The following is a 17,819-nucleotide window of genomic DNA, read 5'->3' on the forward strand; positions in this document are numbered from 1 at the left end:
CACCCCCTATATGACGCTGCTGATCGCGGCGGCTGCCGCCGCGACCTTCCTCACCCGCGTGGGTGGCTATTTTCTCGTCAAACGGCTGAAATCCATGCCGCCGCGACTGGAGGCGGCGCTCAATGCCGTCCCCGCAGCGGTCCTCACCGCACTCGTTGCACCCGCCTTCTTCTATGGCGAGATCGACGTAAAGGTCGCCATGGCTGCAGCCGTCCTGATCTGCTTGCGCTTTGGGGCCATTCCCATGCTGATCGGCGGCTGGGCCGTCGTCATGTTGATGCGTCAGCTGATCGGCTGATCCTCAGCGCCCAAACGGCGCCGTCGCCTGCTCCAGCCATTGACGCGTCGCGGCATCGGCAATTAGCGGCGACAATTCTTCGCGGGTCCTGGAATGATAGGCATCGAGCCATTGCAGCTCGTCGCGCGTCAGCAGGTCCTCGACGATGAGGTTGCGATCGATCGGCACAAAGGTCAGGGTTTCGAAACCCAGCATCGGCTGGTCACCACCCTCGATCGCCTCGGCCTCTCGCACATAGATCAGGTTTTCGATGCGGATCCCGAAGCTGCCCGGGCGGTAATAGCCAGGCTCGTTGGAGAGGATCATGCCAGGCAGCAGTTCCTGCGTCGACAATCTGGCGATCCTCTGCGGACCCTCATGCACCGAGAGGTAGGAGCCGACGCCATGACCGGTGCCATGGGCGAAATCGGCACCGGCCTTCCAGAGCGCGATCCGCGCCAGCGGATCGAGGTCGCAGCCACGCGTGCCCTTCGGGAAACGCGCCGTGCTGATCGCGATCATGCCTTTCAGCGCCAGCGTGAAGAAGCGCTTCTGCTCCTCCGGCACCGTGCCGACGGCGAGCGTGCGGGTAATGTCCGTCGTGCCATTCACATATTGCGCGCCTGAATCGATCAGGAACATCTCGGCCGGCCGGATCTGCCTGTCGCTCTCCGTCGTCACGCGGTAATGCATGATCGCGGCATTTTCGCCGGCGCCGGAAATCGTGTCGAAGGAGATATCCTTGAGCGGGTTCTGCATGCGCTCGCCAACCGAGGCCCGCACAGCTTCCAGCTTCTTCGCGGCCTCGATCTCGGTCAGGCTGCCATGCGGCTGCTCATCGAACCAGTGGAGAAACTCCACCAGAGCGACACCATCCTGCAGATGGGCGGCAGCCGAGCCGTTGAGCTCGACCATGTTCTTCACCGCGCGGCCGAGCTTGGCCGGATCATTGCCCTCGACCACGTCCCCACCGCTTTCCCGGATCATGCGCGAAAGCGCATAAGGAGCGAGGTCGGGATCGACGAGGATGCGGCCACCGTCACGGGCCACCCGCTCCAGCCGCTCGGCGAGCAGCGTTGGGTTTAGCTGTTCGCAGAGATCGCGCAGATAGGTCTCGACCTCGGCATTGGTCTTGGCACTGTCAAGGAAGAGCTCCGTCGAGCCGTCTGCCTTGATGATCGCCCGCGACAGCGGATGCGGCGTGTGCGGAACGTCACTGCCACGCAGATTGAAGATCCAGGCGACCGAGGAGGGATCGGTGATCAGAACCGCCGCGAGATTCTTCTCGGCGAGATCGGCGCTGATCTTCTTCAGCTTGTCGGCTGCCGATACGCCAGCCTGATGAAGGGCCTGGATCATCACAGCGCCTTTGGGCTCGGCGGGACGATCCGTCCAGAGACGATCAACGGGATTGAACGGCAGGAAGACGAGGCTGCCGCCCTTGTCTGCAAGTGCCTTTTCCAGGCGCCGAACTTCGGCACCCGTATGCATCCAGGGGTCGATGCCGAGGCGGAAACCCTTCGGCGCGCGGTTCTCGATCCATTTGTGCGGCGGCTCGCCAACGAGATCGCCAGGTGTGAAGACCGAAGCGTCGACCTGCTGGGCAAGTTGGGTCACATAGCGACCGTCGACGAAGACGACAGCCAGCGTCTCGGTCACCATCAACATGCCGGCGGATCCGGTGAAGCCCGTCGCCCAGGCTAGGCGCTCCGCCGACTCCGGGACATATTCGCCCAGATACTCGTCTGAACGAGGAACAAGTACGCCATCGATGCCGAGCTCGCCAAACAGGCCCCGAATCGCTGCGACGCGGGACTTGCCGTGAATCGGCGTGGATTTGACCTCGAAGGATTGAAACATGAACTTGCTCGCGATGGGTTGTGGATTCTGTCAGCGCTTATAGCAAGGCCACCCGCCCCTCACCACCATCGGCGCATCGTTTCGCGGCAGATGCCACTCATCGAGCCCAGATATGCCGCAAATTGAGGCGTAACTCATGTTGCTATGCAGCAAACGCAGACCTCCTGTGCTCCAAGCCATCTGACTGAACCCGGCCGATGAGACTATATGTCAATCATCGAGGACGCAGAGACGAGCGTCCGAAACCTAGAAGGAACCGAGAGATGGCCAATTCTTTCCTGCGCACAGCCCTGAACAATCTTGTCGAGGCACGCCAGCGTCGTGCCGATCTCTATGCAACGGGCGCACTTCTGTCGCTCGACGACGCATCGCTTGCTGCCATGGGCCTGACACGCGACGAACTGCGCCGTCGCCCGCATCAGCGTTCGATCATCTGATCAGCGACGGTCGAACCCGACCGTCCAGCCGACAATCCGCTTGAGCGCTCCTCCCACGCTCGCGGATCCCGGCGCGGCTCCATGCCGTGCAAAAAAGGCGGCTCCTTGTGGGCCGCCTTTTCTTTTGTCCGTGCAACCGGCGTAGTGCGTCAGCCCTTGCCTTGCGTAAAGTGAATGGTCACCCAGCCATTGCGCCAGATCGTCTTCACATGCGAAAGCCCCTCGCCGCTATAGGCGGCGATCACCTTCCAGCGCTGTTCTGCGAGAATGCCTGAGAGAATGACCGAGCCATTCGGTGCGAGATGGGTGACGAGCTGCGGCGCCATCTTGATCAGTGGCCGCGCCAGAATATTGGCAATGATCAGATCGAAGGGGCCGTGGTCCCGAAATGCGGTCGAGTGAAAGCCCGGAGCTGTGCGGAAATCGATGCCGTCGATGATCTGGTTGCGGCGCGCATTTTCCTGGGCGACCCTGACCGCGATAGGATCGATATCCGTTGCCAACACCGGCACAGGAAGCAGCTTGCGAACAGCGATGGCCAGCACGCCGCTGCCCGTTCCAAGGTCAAGCGCATTGCGGACCTTGCGCGAACGGACCACCTTTTCGATCACTTCGAGGCAGCCAGCCGTCGTCCCGTGATGGCCGGTCCCGAATGCCTGGCCGGCATCGATCTCGATCGCGACGTCATTGATCTGGACCTTGTCACGGTCATGCGAGCCATGCACCAGGAACCGTCCCGCGCGTACGGGCTTCAATCCCTCGAGCGACTTTGCGATCCAGTCGATATCCGGAATGACTTCCCGCTCGATCGTGGCGTCGGGGAATTCCTCGGCGAGCAGGTCCTGTACGCGGGGCCTGACCTCGTCCTCCTGGTCGGCCATCAGATAAATGGAAGCTTCCCAGATGTCCGCCTTCTCGTCGACCTCTGTGGTCGCGATGGCGAAGTCTTCCTCGCCGAAAGCGAAGCTCATCAGATCGAGGATCCGGTTGGCGTTCTTCTCGGTGGTGCTCACATAGAGGCGAATTTCGCTCACGATCGGTCTTCCTCGGCGGGTCTGGATGGTCAGGCGTTGCGGTACAACGCAATCGCCGCCATGGCAACCTCCGGCGAGGGCCCCGCAATCAGCCCTTCATCAGGTTTTCGAGCTTCTTGATCGCCGTGTCGGGGTTTTCTCCATAGGCGATCGTTCCCTTGAAGCGCCCGTCCGCGTCCAGGAGGAAAATGGAGGCCGTGTGGTCCATCGTATAGTCCCCGTCCGGCTGCGCCTCGTCCAACGGGATCTTCTTGGCATAAACGCGGAATCCCTTGACGACCTCGGCGATCTTGGCCGGATCGCCGGCGATGCCCGTCACCCGGTCCGTCACATTGGAGATATACTGGCCAAGGATTTCTGGCGTATCCCGCTCCGGATCGACAGTCACGAAATAGGCCTGGAGCCCCTTCGCATCGGGATCGACCGTCTTCATCCAGCCGTCGAGCTCGAACAGCGTGGTCGGACAAACTTCGGGGCAATGGGTGAAGCCGAAGAAGAGCGCGGTCGGTTTCCCGCGCAAGGCCTGCTCGGTGATCGGCTGGCCGTTCTGATCAGCGAGCTGGAAAGGCACGCCAAAGGGTGCTTCGGCGATCTGCTCCTTGGATTGCGTGACCTGGTATGTGAGCCAGCCGAGCACGCCGGCCATGACCACCACCGCCGCCCACAAGACCACTCTGACCGTTTTCATGCTGGCTAATCCTTAGCGTTTAAAATCCTTGCTACGCCGGATAAGCTCCCGAGACGCGGATGGCAATTCAACTCCACGATATTGCAGGAAAGAGCGCCGATTTGTCACGGTGGCCAACGGCGATCAGAAACAATAGGCGAGACCGCTCTCGATCAGGGACAGGAAGATCTCACCGCCGAACCGCATCCAGCCGAGGAAGACCGCCAAAGTGAAGATGGCGCCCGCCAGAAGCAAAGCCGTGTAAGGCAACCATTTTGGAGTGCGCGCGAGATTGGACATGTCTTATCTTAGCGCAGTTCTGGCAGGATGAAACGCGACATTTTGCGAACGTCTCTCGCGACTTGACGGATATCAAGGAACAGAATCGGCATTTCCTGACAGATTGCCGCAGGACCAGACGTGTTGGGAGGGACCCATGGAACAGCAGGCACTCCAACGGGGCTCACCGCCGAAACTGCAGATCAACCGGCTGCGGATGCACGACATCAGCGGCGCCTTTGCCGATGGCTGGCGTGATTTCCGCACGTATCCGGCCTTCGGGGTGTTTTTCGGCGCGATCTATGCCTTTGGCGGGATCTTCATCGCCGTGATGCTGACATCCTATCAACTGCCCTGGATGATCATCCCCGTCGCGATCGGCTTCCCGCTGATCGGCCCATTCGTCGCCGTCGGTCTCTACGAGATCAGTCGCCGACACCAACAGGGAGAGAAGATCGGCTGGAAAGCGGTATTGACCGAAGTCTTCCGCCAGCGCGAGCGACAGCTCTCCTGGATGGCCTTCGTCGTCCTCTTCATCTTCTGGATCTGGATCTACCAGATCCGCCTGCTGATGGCCCTGTTCCTGGGGTTTCGCATCCCGGCCACGCTCGACGCCTTTGCCAGGGTGGTCCTCACGACACCGGAAGGGCTGCTCTTCCTCGCCATTGGCACCATCGTCGGCGCGGTCCTCGCCGCCATCCTTTTCAGTGCCACCGTGATCTCCATGCCTCTGCTTCTCGACCACGACGTTGATTTCGTGACCGCCATGCTCACGAGCATGCGCACAGTCATCGAAAACCCCGTCCCCATGCTGACGTTTGGCCTTGTCGTGGCCGGGCTGGCCATCGCTGCACTTGTACCGCTGTTTCTGGGCCTGCTCGTCGTCCTCCCCGTTGCCGGTCACGCCACCTGGCATCTCTATCGCCGCGCGATCACAGCCACCTGACAAGCTGACTGCGGCCGGTCACGTATTGGACCGTTTTGGGGAAGATATTTACGAAAATGCCAGCATGTTAAGGCAATCGTTACCAGCACGCGTGAACAATCGGCGGAACTGAGCGAGATCAATTCGGCCGTCGGCCAGATGGACCGGTCCCGCAACAGAATGCTGCGATGGTAGAGCAGACCACAGCGGCAGGCCACAGGCTGGCGAAAGATGCGGAACCCCTTTCGCACCTCGCCGGTGAGCTCAAGGTGATCTTGGGCCAGACTGCTCATGTCCAACATCAGGAGCCGGCAAACGCCGCCTCCCCGTCAGAGACCGTCTTCCCCGCGGGCGCTGATGGACAGGGTTGCGGGATCGTTTAACCGAACTGCTTCGGCACCAGCCTCAGCTGCCGAAGCGAAAGAACACTGGGAAGAGTTCTGACCATGAGCAATGCCATCAAACAGTCGGGTGCGTATCTGGAAATCGTGTCTTTCCATCTCGGCGACCAGGAATTCTGCATCGACATCATGGCCATCCGCGAAATCCGCGGTTGGGCACCGGTGACGCCGATGCCGCACACCCCGCCTTACGTCCTCGGCCTGATCAACCTGCGCGGCGCCGTCATTCCGGTCATCGACATGGCATGCCGGCTCGGCATGAAGATGACCGAACCGTCCGAGCGCGCGGCGATCATCGTCACGGACATCGCCGGCAAGCTGGTCGGCCTTCTGGTCGAACAGGTTTCCGACATGATGACGATCAAGAGCGAAGACCTGCAGCCGGCACCGGAAATCATCCCGGAAGCGCAGCGCGCCTTCTGCCGTGGCATCGTTGCACTCGAAAAGTCGATGGTCTGCTTCCTCAACCTCGACACCGTCATCGCCGACGAACTGGCGCAGGCGGCCTGAGCCAACCCACCCTTCCGAGGAAGATGCCCCGAATATCCGGGGCATCTTCCTCTCCTGCACTCTCCTGAACGTGACCAGCTCAGCCAGGGGCACCGCTCTGCCGTTGTATAAAACTACCTCGAATGGTAGTTGTATTATATAAATAGTTTCGCATCTGGGCGGAACCGTATGCATAGTCTGACGTTCTCCTGTCAGCTTCCGACGACCGGAAGTTTCTGAAAAGAAACCAAGGAGAAAGACTATGAATTCTGCAGTAAAGCTCGCGCTCGCCGGTGCCATGTCCATCGCTTCCGTTTCGGGCGTCGCCCTGGCACAGACCGCCGAACCGATGGTTGATACCGCAACCACCACGAATTCCACGACAATGGCAACCGAAGGTGTGAGCATCGTTCGCCTCGACAGCCTGAACAACGACCAGGATCGTCAGCAGCACACGCGCCTTGAGCGGATGACCAACGACCAGTCTGCGATGGCTGAAGCCCAGGCTGAAGTCAGCGCTGACCCGGCCCTGATGGCGGCTCTTCAGGAGCAGAGCATCGAGACCATGAATGTCATCGACGTTGATACAGCTGCCAATGGCGGCAAGATCGTCTACGTCAAGTAATCGATCTTCCATCACCACGCAAAACGCCCTGGATCCGAAAAGGCTCCAGGGCGTCTTTAGTTGGGGAGCTGAACAGGCTGCTCTCCGGCCGGCTGCGATATTGGGGTTACGCCTGCCGACCGCGCTGTCATGGACGAGACACGAAAACCGAGAAAGTGATCGACGTCACATCGATCCGGCAAGGGACCAATGCCCCCTAATATGGTCGATCATTGTGGCTTGCCCGACGTCCATACGACGTTCTGATTGAAGAGCGGCACAGTCGAGATCGCCATTTTCGCCGACCCCTCGACCACCTGCCGCGAATGCGCAAGATAGATCAGCGTGTCGTTTTCCTTGTCGTAGATCCGGTTGACGACGAGCGACTTCCAGATGATCGAAAGCCCCTCCCTGAACACTTCCTCTCCATCATCCGACAGGTCGATGTCGCCGATCTCGATCGGCCCGGTCTGGCGGCACGCGATTGAGTTGTTGGACGGATCCTCGAACCAGTTGCCCTTGGACAGACGGTCGATGAGCGAGCGGTCGAAATAGGTGACATGGCACGTCACCCCCTTCACATCGGGATCCGTCACGGCTTCAACGACAATGTCGTTCCCGACCCAGTCGACTCCGACTTTGCCAACGACCTCGGACGATGCGGGGATCGCCGTGGCAGCAAGCATCAGGGCAGCGGCGGTGGTTTGACGGATCAGCATTGAGTTCACTCCTTCGTGATTACAATGAAGATAGGATCTGCCGTCACGCTTGCAAGGCGACCGATCTCGTCTTTGGCTTGCGGGCAAAGGAACAGGGATCATAGCTCCGCCGACTGAGACGGCCAGGATTGAGCCCGAGTTTCAGCGCCAATTCAAACAGATCCTCCGCCTCGGCCTCGGTCGCCATTGCAAGGCAGGCTTCCGCACAAATGCGTGCATCTTCCGCCGCATTGTGATGCGCAAAAGTCAGTCCCAGATGTGCTGCAAGCACGTTCAAGCGATGCGAGCCGAGGTCCGGCCAGTGGCGCTGGGCAAGTTTGACGCTGCACAGATAGGAGAGCTCGGGATATTCCAGCCCACAGAGATCGAGACAGGCCCGCAGCACGGAAAAATCGAAGGAAGCATTGTGCGCGATCATCCGCGCACCTTCGAACTCACCCGCGAACTCGGCCATGACCTCGACAAAATCCGGCGCATGAGCCGTATGCTCCGGCCGGATGCCGTGAATGGCGATGTTGAAGGGAGAGTAGCGGTTTTGCGGCGGCCGTATCAGCCGCTCCTCGACCCGGACCACCCGCCCTTTTTCGATGAAGGCGAGCCCGATCGAACAGGCACTCGCCCGCGCTTCCGTTGCGGTCTCGAAGTCGATGGCAATGGTTCTGCCGGAGAAATCGGAGATAGACATGCGCAAGCCTTAGGCGCTGAGAGGGATTCGTTCAAGGCACCCTGCCACCCTGCCCCTTCACCATAAGACGCCTTTTCACCGGCTCCCTCTCGACTTTCCGGGTCCTTGCGAGTAGGAACGGCGCAAACATACCCGCAATCGGCGGGCGCGGTGCTTTGGCCCGCACCATCCATCACATTCGAAAGACCAATTCATGACTGATTATGACGCCATCGTCCCGGCGATCGCTGAGGCCTTGCGCAAGCGCGGGTACGAGACACTTACCCCCGTGCAGCAGGCAATGATCGACCCCGACCTTCAAGGTCGCGATGCGCTCGTCTCGGCCCAGACCGGATCCGGCAAGACTGTCGCCTTCGGCCTTGCCATGGCGCCGACACTGTTGCCGGAAGGTGGTCGCTTCGATCGCGCCGGCGCACCGCTGGCACTCGCCATTGCACCGACCCGCGAACTCGCCATGCAGGTCATGCGCGAACTCGAATGGCTCTATGCCGAGACCGGCGCGATTATCGGCTCCTGTGTCGGTGGCATGGACATCCGCAACGAGCGCCGCGCCCTTGAACGCGGCGCCCACATCATCGTCGGCACTCCCGGCCGCCTGCGCGACCATATCACGCGCCGCGCGCTCGACCTGTCGCAGATGCGCGTCGTCGTGCTCGACGAGGCCGATGAAATGCTCGATCTCGGCTTCCGCGAGGATCTCGAATTCATCTTGGAGCAATCGCCCGATGAGCGCCGCACGCTGATGTTCTCGGCCACCGTGCCGCGCTCGATCGCCGATCTCGCCAAGAGCTACCAGCGCGATGCCCGCCGCATCGAGACGGTCTCGGAGCAGAAGCAGCATATCGACATCGAATACCGTGCGCTGGCAGTCGCCAATCCCGACCGCGAGAACGCCATCATCAACGTGTTGCGCTACTACGAGGCGAAGAACGCCATCGTCTTCTGCTCGACCCGCGCCGCCGTGAACCATCTGACCGCGCGCCTTCACAATCGTGGTTTCTCCGTCGTCGCGCTGTCGGGCGAGCTCTCGCAGAACGAACGCACCCATGCGCTGCAGGCCATGCGCGACGGCCGTGCGCGCGTCTGCGTCGCGACCGATGTCGCTGCCCGCGGCATCGATCTTCCCGGCCTCGAACTCGTCATCCATGCCGATCTGCCGACCAATTCCGAGACCTTGCTGCACCGCTCGGGCCGCACCGGCCGCGCCGGCAACAAGGGTGTGTCTGCGCTCATCGTGCCGAACAGCGCGCGCCGGAAGGCCGAACGCCTGCTCGGCGGTGCCAATGTTCGCCCGACCTGGGCCCTGCCGCCGTCCGCCGACGAAGTCCAGGCCCGCGACGATGAACGCCTGATGGCAGATCCGTCGTTGACCCAGGTCATCGGCGAAGACGAAGTACCGATGATCGAGGCACTGATTGCGACCCATGGCGCCGAACAGATCGCGGCCGCTTTCCTGCGCCTGCAGCGCGGCCATCGCTCGGCACCGGAAGACTTGATCCCCGTCAGCCTCGAAGCTGGCAAGGCCCGCAAGGAACCTGACTACGCCAACCCGGCGAATTCGGCGACAAAGCCGCGCGGCGATTTCGGTGCGAGCGTCTGGTTCTCCGTCTCTGTCGGCCGCCGCCAGAATGCCGAGCCCCGCTGGCTGATCCCGATGCTCTGCCGCAATGGCAACATCACCAAGAACGAGATCGGCGCGATCAAGATGCAGCCGGAGGAAACCTTCGTCGAGATCGCCGCGAGCGCCCTCGATACGTTCCTCGGTGCCCTTGGCCCCAATAAGGCACTCGAACGCGGTATCACACTCTCGCAGCTTCCTGGAATGCCGGACTTTGGCGCACCGCCGAAGGAACGGGCGCCGCGTCCGCCGCGCGAGGAGGGCAACCGCAAGCCTTACGGAGAGAAGAAGGCCTATGGCGACCGCAAGTCGGACGACCGGAAGTCCTTCAGTGACCGCAAGCCCTCTGGCGACAAGGCTCCCTTTGGCGAGAAGAAGCCGTTCGGGGACAAGAAGCCCTATCCCCGCAAGGACGATGCAGCCCCTCGTCCGCCCCGTGACGCCATGGCTGCTGCCGATGCCGAAGTCTGGGGCGACGCCCCGGCCAAGCCCGCCTTCAAGAAGCCGAAGGGCGCCTCCAACGCCTGGGACAAGTCCGCAAAGCCTGATTGGGCTGGCAAGCCAAAGGGTGACAAACCGGCCTATGGTGGCAAGCCTGCCTTTGCTGGCAAGCCAAAAGGCAAGTTCGAAGACCGGGGCGCCGCCGCCGGCGCAAAGAAGAAGCCCTACAAGCCGAAGGTTTGAGCTTCACCAGCCACAATGCACTTCGGCTTGAAAATCGATGAACGACTGACGCCAGCCTTCGGGCTGGCGTCTTCATTTCCGCATGGTGGAACAACCATCGTCACTCGCGCATTCCCTGCGCGGCAAGCGACGGTGGAACAATGGCGGCAGTGGATGGACAGCAACGCGACAATACGGACCGGCACGAGCCGGACCGCGTAAACCGCTTCTTGATCGGCATCGCGCGCGGTGTCGCAGGCGCCCTGCTCTTTTCCATCCCCATGCTGATGACCATGGAGATGTGGTTTCTCGGCTTCTACATGGAGCGCGAGCGCCTGTTTCTGCTGCTCGCCCTCAATTTTCCGCTCCTGATCGGGCTCTCCCATCGAATCGGCTTCGAACACACCGCCACCTGGCGCGAATCCACCCGCGACGCCATCGTCGCGTATGGGATGGGGGTGGCGGCCAGTGCGTTGATCCTCGTGCTGTTCGGCGTCATCACACTGGACATGGCGCCGCGCGAATGGGTGGGAATGGTGGCACTCCAGGCAGTGCCCGCCAGCATCGGCGCCCTGCTCGGCCGCAGCCAGCTGAGCATGCGAGACGAGGACGACGAAGAGGAAGACAAGACCGGTGATGCGGTGGAAACGAGCTACGCCACGGAGCTCTTCATGATGGCGGTCGGCGCGCTCTTCCTCTCCCTCAATCTCGCCCCGACGGAGGAGATGATCCTGCTCGCCCACAAGATGACGGCCTGGCATGCGCTGGGACTTCTGTCCCTGTCGATCTTTCTCATGCACGGTTTTGTCTACGCACTCGCCTTTCGCGGTGGCCACAGCCTGCAGGAGGACACACCCGGATGGCACGCCTTTGTCCGTTTCACCCTGCCCGGCTACGTCGTCGCACTTGTCGTCAGCCTCTATGCCCTTTGGACGTTCGGCCGGCTGGATGACCTCGGCTCGGCCCAGGCGATCCTGGCAGTGGTTGTCCTCTCCTTCCCGGCAGCCATCGGCGCCGCTGCTGCCCGTCTAATCCTGTGAGGAGCAATTCCGTGACCCGTTCCAGTGTAAGCAAGAATGCGGAGCAGATCAGTCCCCACTGGATCGAATGGCTGACCGGTCTCTTGGCCACCGTGATCGTTCTTGCAATGACCGGATGGATCTTTTGGGAAGCCTGGACGACCGACGACAATCCGCCGGTACTGTCGGCGCATGTGCTCGACATCAAGCCCCTCCCCGCAGGCTGGCGCGTCATGATCCAGGTGCGTAACGCATCGGACGCGACGGCGGCCGCAGTCGAGGTCAAAGGCACCCTCATGGATGGCGCAACACCGGTCGAAGAGACGAGCGTGACCTTCGATTATGTGGCCGCCGGCTCCACCAGCAAAGGCGGCTTGCTCTTCGCCAACGACCCTTCTCGCTACCGCCTGACCATATTGCCTGCCGGCTTCACAGAGCCGTGATCGTTCCGTATCGGAACGACAGAACATGCAATCCAGAGTTTCAAATTCATCTTAATTTAATTGGTGATGGATTAAATTTGGTATAAGTGCTGGAGACGGCTTTACTGTCGGGACAGCTCTGTTCACCTTGACCGAAGGTGGCCACCCAGTCTTACCGGGTCACCGATATTTCAGAATGAGTACGCCACCGAAGTCAATGTGGCGGTTCACGGGCATCCGTGGTTTCAAGTTATATTGAATAGGCGGTGGTAATGTTGAAAAAACAGATAGAAGCCTGGGTGATACGTGACATTGGACTGACCGAGTTCGACAATTGGGATCCCGTGATGCGTTTCGCGACGCGGTTGTCGATCCGCACCACCATCCTTGCCTGTGTGATGGTCGCGCTGATCCTGGTCGTCCTGCACGCTCTGGGTGTTCTTCTCAATCCGCTGCTCCGAGATCTCGCGATTGGCTGCGGTATCGCCTTCATCGTGTCCTTCACCCTGACGATGCTCTGCTCCCTTTACATGGGCTATGCCGTGATTCATCTTGCCCGCACGCGGCTCGAATTTCGCCAGATGAGCCGCACAGACATGCTTTCGGGCCTGCTCAACCGCCGCGCCTTCATTGAGGACCTTTCCCAGGTGGAACGGGGGCACTTGCTGGTCATCGACATAGACCGATTCAAGCAGATCAATGATCGGTACGGACATCTGGCGGGTGACGACGTGATCGTTTCCATCGCCGGGACGTTGAAGGAGATTGCCGGACCGCCGCATCTCGTCGCACGCATCGGAGGCGAGGAATTTGCCATCCTTTTCCGCGACACCGATTTCGCCGAGGTCGTGTCGCTCGCAGAAAAGCTTCGCCGGACCGTCGCCAACCACAAGATCGACGCCGTGCAACATACAATCGCAGTTACCATCTCCGGCGGGCTGGCCGACATCACGCCGATCCGGGACTTTTCTGCGGTCTACGCCGCCGCTGACCGGGCGCTCTACATCGCCAAATCCGCCGGCCGCAACCGCATCGTGCTCGAACGCGACCTGCCGCGCACCGCGCATCTCGACAGTCCGGCCATCGACCTGAGCGACGCCGCCTTCAGCGTCGCGTGATCACCCGGCGATCAGGTCCAGCCACTCGTCTTCGGTCATCACCTGGACACCCAGTTCCCGCGCCTTGTCGAGCTTCGACCCGGCCCCGGGGCCTGCGACCACGTAGTCGGTCTTCTTGGACACCGAACCGGCCACCTTGGCGCCAAGCGATTCGGCACGCGCCTTTGCCTCGTCACGCGTGAACCGCTCAAGCGATCCGGTGAAGACGACGGTCTTTCCGACAACAGGGCTGCCGCTGGTGACGGCCACTTCCGCATCGAGTGGTCGAACCTCGTCGAGCAGACGCTGCACGACCTCCAGGTTCCGCGGTTCCTTGAAGAACTCGACGATCGAGGCTGCGACGACCTCGCCGATCCCTTCGATATTGTTGAGTTCGTTCCAAGCCTCACCAAACTTGGGAGCGGCGGCCTGCATCGCCTGCGAAAAGACCTCGTAGCTGCCATAGGAACGCGCCAGCAGCTTCGCCGTGGTCTCACCGACATGGCGGATCCCCAGTGCGAAGATGAAGCGATTGAGCGCAATCTCGCGCCGTGCGTCGATTGCCTCGAACAGTTTTCGAACACTTACGCGGCCGAAGCCCTCAATGTTCTCCAGCTTGGTGAGCGATTGATCCTGCCGCGCCTTGAGCGTGAAAATATCCGGCGCTGTGCGGATCAGCAGCGCCGGATCCTCGCTCTCGAAGAAGAAATCGACCTGCTTGGTACCGAGCCCCTCGATGTCGAAGGCATTGCGCGAGACGAAATGCTTGATGTGCTCGACCGCCTGGGCGCGGCAGACGAAGCCGCCCGTGCAGCGGGTGACGGAATCCAGCTTGCCGGTTTTCTCGTTCTTCTCCCGCACCGCATGGCTGCCGCAGACCGGGCATTTCGTCGGGAAGACATATTTTGCAGCATCCTCTGGCCGCTTCTCCAGCACGACATCGAGGACCTGCGGAATGACATCGCCGGCGCGCTGGACGATAACCGTGTCGCCGATCCGGATATCATGCTCCTCTTCGCGGATACGCTGACCGGAATTGCCGATGCCCTCGATATAGTCGGCATTGTGCAGGGTGGCATTGGTCACGACCACGCCGCCGACCGTCACAGGCGTGAGACGGGCGACGGGTGTCAACGCGCCGGTGCGCCCAACCTGAATGTCGATGGCCTCGACAGTGGTGAAGGCCTGCTCGGCCGGGAACTTGTGGGCCGTTGCCCAGCGCGGCGAACGCGAGCGGAAGCCCAGGCGCGCCTGCAGATCCAGCCGGTCGACCTTGTAGACCACGCCATCGATATCGTAATCCAGATCGGCGCGCTTGAGCCCGATATCGCTGTAGTGCCCGATGATCTCCTCGACGGAGTTCAGCCGGCGCGTCAGTGGATTGACGGGGAAGCCCCAACGCTCGAACACCTGCACCATGCCCCACTGCGTGTCTTCGGGCATGTCGCTCATCTCACCCCAGGCATAGGCGAAGAAGCGCAAATTGCGGCTCGCCGTCACTTTTGGATCGAGCTGGCGCAGCGAACCCGACGCGGTGTTGCGCGGGTTGACATAGGTCTGCTTGCCCTCGGCCTCCATCTGCGCATTGAGCGCCATGAAATCGGATTTCGCCATATAGACCTCGCCGCGCACTTCGACGACATCGGGCGCATCGGCCGGCAGTTCCTCCGGGATTTCGCGGATCGTGCGGATATTGGCCGTGACGTTTTCGCCGGTCGTCCCGTCACCACGCGTGGCAGCCGTCACCAGCCTGCGCTTCTCGTAGCGCAGCGACATGGAGAGGCCGTCGATCTTTGGCTCAGCGGTAAACGCGATGGATTTGTCGGGCATCTGGCCGAGGAAGCGATAGACGGAAGACACGAAATCCTGCACGTCCTCGTCGGAAAACGAGTTGTCGAGCGACAGCATCGGCCGGGCATGCACGACCTGGGCAAAGATCCCGGCAGGTGCAGCGCCGACACGTTGCGATGGACTGTCGGTCCGCACCAACTGCGGAAACTGCGCCTCGATTGCATCATTGCGCGCCTTGAGCGCATCATAATCAGCATCCGAGATCTCTGGCTGGTCCTTGCCATGGTAGAGCGCGTCGTGATGGGCGATTTCGGCTGCGAGCTGCTGCAGCTCGGCCTTCGCCTGCTCCTCGTTCAGGGTTTCGACGGGAATGGTGTGAACGGCCATGGCAACCTCCGGAATTCTCCCGTCGGGTTTAGCGGAAAATCGGCGAATGAAAAGGCCCGGTCCTCAGTCCTCCACCTTGGCGAGATCAAGACGCGCGGTCAGCGGCAGGTGGTCTGAGGCAACGCGGGCAAGCGGCGTGTCATGCACCGTGAGATCGGCGATCAACCCGGCCCTGTTCGCCATGATCCGGTCGAGCGACAGGACCGGAAGCCCTGCCGGGAAGCTTGGGATCGGTGTCGGTAGCGGTCCGAAGATGGGCTCGAGCCGGGTCAGAGCCGAGCCCGGCCCCAGCCGCCACTCGTTGAAGTCGCCCATCAAAAGCGTCGGCCGCTCGTCACGGCTCTGCAGGAGGTCGAGAATGACGTCGGCCTGCTGGCGCCGGGCCCAGCGCAGGAGGCCCAGATGCGCGGCGATGACGCGGAGCCCTGACCTGCTTTCGAGATCGATCTCCGCGACCAGCGCGCCGCGCGGCTCCAGCCCCGGCAGGGCGACCTGGTGCACGTCGCGCACAATGCCCTCGCGAAACAGGAGTACATTGCCGCGCCAGCCATGCGACTTCGGACCGGAGATGACGGGAACCGGCAGCAAGCCGGTCTCGAGCCTGAGCCGGTTGAGGTCGAGCAGACCGGAACGCTCGCCGAAACGCTGATCCGCCTCCTGGAGTGCGATCACGTCGGGGCCAATTTCGCGAATGACGTCGATGATCCGCTCAGGATCGAAGCGCCCGTCTGTTCCAACGCATTTGTGCACGTTGTAGGAGGCGACCGTCATCCCTCCCTCGGTGACCCCGTATACGGCACCCTCGCCGGGCCGCGATTTGCGATTGCGCAGCGAGGTCACCATCGTGCGTGCGAGGCTGGGCTTAATCTTCTTCATCACACCAGATGCATCCGTCGTCTCTTGAGGCGCCGACCGTTCCGGCCCTGACGGCCACGAATGGTGGTTCGTTTGTCAAAGATAGGGCGAACCAAGCCAGAAGAAACGGTCAATCAATCGGTTCGGCAAGGAACGAGCCCTCAGGCTTTCGAGGGTCACCTGCTCCGCCGTCGCCAGTCTCTCGTCGATCCCGTCTTCGATCTGCTCGGCCAGGCGCCGGTCATAGACTTCGAGATCGATCTCGAAATTGAGCCTGAGCGAACGCGAATCGAGGTTGGACGATCCGACGAAACACCATTGCCGGTCGACGACCATCAGCTTCGAATGATCGAAGGTGCCGCTCGACAGATGAACGCTGCAGCCTTCCTGCAGGATCTGGTCGAACTGTCCCATCATTGCACGGGCGACGATGGCAAGATTGTTCTGCGAAGGCACGATCACATCAACCTTCACCCCACGCCGCGCCGCCGTATTCAGCGCCGCGATGAAGGTGGTATCAGGCAGGAAATACGGCGAGACGATCCGGATCGACCGCTCGGCGACGGAGAAGGCGCCGAGCAGAAGCCGGTGATTCGTCTCGAAATGGGCGTCCGGCCCCGACACCACGGCCCGGATCGCGGTCCCCGTCCCGGATACCGCATCGTCGAGGCGCACTCGCCACTCCGGCCCCAGCAGGACCTCGCCCGTCTCGAAATGCCAGTCTTCCGCCGCAACCGCGAGGATGTCGGCGACGACGGGACCGGTCACCCTGAAATGCGTATCACGCGCACCATCAGGCCCGGCAAAGCCGGCGCGAATGTTCATGCCACCGACGAAGGCCGTTGCACCATCCACCACCATGATTTTCCGGTGGGTGCGCAGATTGGCGTAAGGGAGCCGGAGCCCCATGATCACCTGACCGTTGAAGACCGCCACGGGAACGCCGCCCTGCTCCAGATAGCCGATGATGCTGGGTACGCTGTAACGGGCACCGACGGCATCGACGAGCACGCGCACCGCCACGCCGCGCTTGTGCGCGGCGATCAGGCAGTCGGCCACGCGCCGACCGGCGACATCTCGATCGAAGATATAGGTTTCGAGGATGATGCTCTGTTCAGCGGCCTCGATCGCTTGGCACATGCCGTCAAACGTCTCTTCACCGGTGGTGAGCATCGCAATGTGGTTGCCGGACGAAAGCGGACGAAGGGTCACCTTGTCCCCGAGCAGCTTCATCTGTCCGAACCGGGTGCCGAACTGCGCAGCCACCGTTTCACGGCTGACGCCATAAAGCGAAAGGCTGCGCGAGATATGGTCGAGTTCCAGGGCACGGCGAGAGATCAGGTTCGCACGACGGATACGGTTGATTCCCGCAATCGCATAGATCATTGCCCCCACAAGCGGCGAGAGAATGATCACCCCGACCCATCCGAGGGCAGAGCGAACCTCACGCTTGGTCATCGCCGCATGCGTCGCGGCGAGCGTGCCGAAGACCACGGATAGCACGGCAAGGGTCTCGGCCCAGTAGATCTGGATCAGTTCAAGCATGGCAGACCAGCGAAACAGGTTTTGGTGGAAATCGCAACCGACACT

General features: G+C 61.5%; 18 protein-coding genes. 9 read left to right on the plus strand and 9 right to left on the minus strand.

The genetic code is table 11. From position 1 onward, the window contains the following. Positions 1–10: 10 nt before the first annotated feature. Positions 11–298, plus strand: a complete 288-nt coding sequence (locus tag LJE98_RS18785) for an AzlD family protein (protein WP_229576883.1) — start codon at positions 11–13, stop codon at positions 296–298. Positions 299–301: 3 nt separating this feature from the next. Here the strand turns inward: LJE98_RS18785 and LJE98_RS18790 are convergent, their stop codons facing one another. Further along, entirely contained in the window at positions 302–2,137 is a 1,836-nt protein-coding gene (locus LJE98_RS18790) for an aminopeptidase P family protein (protein ID WP_229576800.1), read from the minus strand. 263 nt (positions 2,138–2,400) lie between these two features. On the opposite strand from LJE98_RS18790, the gene LJE98_RS18795 reads away from it, so the two are divergent. Then, the gene (locus tag LJE98_RS18795; RefSeq protein WP_229576801.1) at positions 2,401–2,574 is read left to right on the plus strand and encodes a hypothetical protein; all 174 of its coding nucleotides are present in this window, start codon (positions 2,401–2,403) and stop codon (positions 2,572–2,574) included. A 149-nt stretch (positions 2,575–2,723) separates the two neighbouring features. Here LJE98_RS18795 and LJE98_RS18800 read toward each other — a convergent pair whose 3' ends face one another. The 3 genes from LJE98_RS18800 to LJE98_RS18810 all read right to left on the minus strand — a co-directional run bounded on the left by LJE98_RS18800 (position 2,724) and on the right by LJE98_RS18810 (position 4,575). Then, on the minus strand, positions 2,724–3,608 hold the full coding sequence (locus LJE98_RS18800) for a 50S ribosomal protein L11 methyltransferase (RefSeq protein ID WP_229576802.1): 885 nt from the start codon (positions 3,606–3,608) through the stop codon (positions 2,724–2,726). A gap of 88 nt (positions 3,609–3,696) precedes the next feature. Next, the gene (locus LJE98_RS18805; RefSeq protein WP_229576803.1) at positions 3,697–4,296 is read right to left on the minus strand and encodes an SCO family protein; all 600 of its coding nucleotides are present in this window, start codon (positions 4,294–4,296) and stop codon (positions 3,697–3,699) included. Between the two features lie 123 nt (positions 4,297–4,419). Then, positions 4,420–4,575 (minus strand): hypothetical protein, encoded by a 156-nt coding sequence (locus LJE98_RS18810; RefSeq protein ID WP_229576804.1) that lies wholly within the window; start codon positions 4,573–4,575, stop codon positions 4,420–4,422. Between the two features lie 136 nt (positions 4,576–4,711). Between LJE98_RS18810 and LJE98_RS18815 the strand changes: the two genes are divergently transcribed. From LJE98_RS18815 to LJE98_RS18830, 3 genes are all read left to right on the plus strand, one after another. Next, positions 4,712–5,500 carry a DUF2189 domain-containing protein gene (locus LJE98_RS18815; RefSeq protein WP_229576805.1) on the plus strand — a complete coding sequence of 263 codons (789 nt, stop codon included), beginning with the start codon at positions 4,712–4,714 and terminating at the stop codon, positions 5,498–5,500. 425 nt (positions 5,501–5,925) lie between these two features. Continuing rightward, positions 5,926–6,390, plus strand: a complete 465-nt coding sequence (locus tag LJE98_RS18825; protein ID WP_006725961.1) for a chemotaxis protein CheW — start codon at positions 5,926–5,928, stop codon at positions 6,388–6,390. 241 nt (positions 6,391–6,631) lie between these two features. Then, positions 6,632–6,994 carry a hypothetical protein gene (locus LJE98_RS18830; protein ID WP_229576806.1) on the plus strand — a complete coding sequence of 121 codons (363 nt, stop codon included), beginning with the start codon at positions 6,632–6,634 and terminating at the stop codon, positions 6,992–6,994. 209 nt (positions 6,995–7,203) lie between these two features. On the opposite strand, the gene LJE98_RS18835 is transcribed toward LJE98_RS18830, so the two are convergent. Both LJE98_RS18835 and LJE98_RS18840 read right to left on the minus strand, forming a co-directional pair. Continuing rightward, positions 7,204–7,692 (minus strand): CreA family protein, encoded by a 489-nt coding sequence (locus tag LJE98_RS18835; protein WP_229576807.1) that lies wholly within the window; start codon positions 7,690–7,692, stop codon positions 7,204–7,206. A gap of 43 nt (positions 7,693–7,735) precedes the next feature. Beyond that, positions 7,736–8,377 (minus strand): 3'-5' exonuclease, encoded by a 642-nt coding sequence (locus LJE98_RS18840; protein ID WP_229576808.1) that lies wholly within the window; start codon positions 8,375–8,377, stop codon positions 7,736–7,738. 193 nt (positions 8,378–8,570) lie between these two features. Between LJE98_RS18840 and LJE98_RS18845 the strand changes: the two genes are divergently transcribed. The 4 genes from LJE98_RS18845 to LJE98_RS18860 all read left to right on the plus strand — a co-directional run bounded on the left by LJE98_RS18845 (position 8,571) and on the right by LJE98_RS18860 (position 13,217). Beyond that, positions 8,571–10,679: a DEAD/DEAH box helicase gene (locus LJE98_RS18845; protein ID WP_229576809.1), complete on the plus strand. Its 2,109-nt coding sequence runs from the start codon at positions 8,571–8,573 to the stop codon at positions 10,677–10,679. Positions 10,680–10,819: 140 nt separating this feature from the next. Continuing rightward, positions 10,820–11,698, plus strand: coding sequence for a TIGR02587 family membrane protein (locus LJE98_RS18850; RefSeq protein WP_229576810.1), 879 nt, complete (start codon positions 10,820–10,822; stop codon positions 11,696–11,698). Positions 11,699–11,709: 11 nt separating this feature from the next. Then, positions 11,710–12,120, plus strand: a complete 411-nt coding sequence (locus tag LJE98_RS18855) for a TIGR02588 family protein (protein ID WP_229576811.1) — start codon at positions 11,710–11,712, stop codon at positions 12,118–12,120. A 278-nt stretch (positions 12,121–12,398) separates the two neighbouring features. Continuing rightward, positions 12,399–13,217: a GGDEF domain-containing protein gene (locus LJE98_RS18860; protein WP_229576812.1), complete on the plus strand. Its 819-nt coding sequence runs from the start codon at positions 12,399–12,401 to the stop codon at positions 13,215–13,217. Here the strand turns inward: LJE98_RS18860 and ligA are convergent, their stop codons facing one another. The 3 genes from ligA to cls form a co-directional block, all read right to left on the minus strand. Continuing rightward, positions 13,218–15,374 carry an NAD-dependent DNA ligase LigA gene (ligA, locus tag LJE98_RS18865; protein WP_229576813.1) on the minus strand — a complete coding sequence of 719 codons (2,157 nt, stop codon included), beginning with the start codon at positions 15,372–15,374 and terminating at the stop codon, positions 13,218–13,220. It lies immediately after the preceding gene. 63 nt (positions 15,375–15,437) lie between these two features. Then, positions 15,438–16,250: an endonuclease/exonuclease/phosphatase family protein gene (locus LJE98_RS18870; RefSeq protein ID WP_229576884.1), complete on the minus strand. Its 813-nt coding sequence runs from the start codon at positions 16,248–16,250 to the stop codon at positions 15,438–15,440. Positions 16,251–16,325: 75 nt separating this feature from the next. Beyond that, positions 16,326–17,774, minus strand: coding sequence for a cardiolipin synthase (gene cls / locus LJE98_RS18875; RefSeq protein ID WP_229576814.1), 1,449 nt, complete (start codon positions 17,772–17,774; stop codon positions 16,326–16,328). Between the last annotated feature and the right edge of the window lie 45 nt (positions 17,775–17,819).

Origin of the sequence: Rhizobium sp. 'Codium 1' (assembly GCF_020889605.1) — a bacterium.
Taxonomy (GTDB): domain Bacteria; phylum Pseudomonadota; class Alphaproteobacteria; order Rhizobiales; family Rhizobiaceae; genus Allorhizobium; species Allorhizobium algae.